Genomic DNA, 328 nt, shown 5'->3' on the forward strand with positions numbered 1-328 from the left:
CCACCACCTTGCCCGGTGCGATCCAGGCGCTACCCACCAATGTCGTGCTGTCGACTTTCGACGCGGTGAAGCAAGGCCTGACCGTAGCCACCATGCGCATCACCTGGGATGCCCCCAAGGGCGCCCAAAGCTACAACGTATGGTGGAAGCGTGATTCGGGTGACTGGATCTATGCCGGCGTCACCTACACCGCCGCCATGGAGGTAAGCGGGATCTACACCGGCACCTATACCGCGCGCGTATCGGCGGTGGGCGTGAGCGGCAATGCCTCGCTGTGGGCCTATTCGGAAGCCACCCAGCTTTACGGCAAAACCGGTGAGCCGCCGGC

1 pseudogene is annotated in these 328 nt (G+C 63.7%); it reads left to right on the forward strand.

The features are described from left to right. A pseudogene (locus tag HAQ05_RS29735) lies at positions 1 to 328 on the forward strand (TipJ family phage tail tip protein); the annotation flags it as partial.

The sequence above is a fragment of the Pseudomonas typographi genome, from assembly GCF_014694385.1.
GTDB classification, from domain to species: Bacteria; Pseudomonadota; Gammaproteobacteria; order Pseudomonadales; family Pseudomonadaceae; genus Aquipseudomonas; species Aquipseudomonas typographi.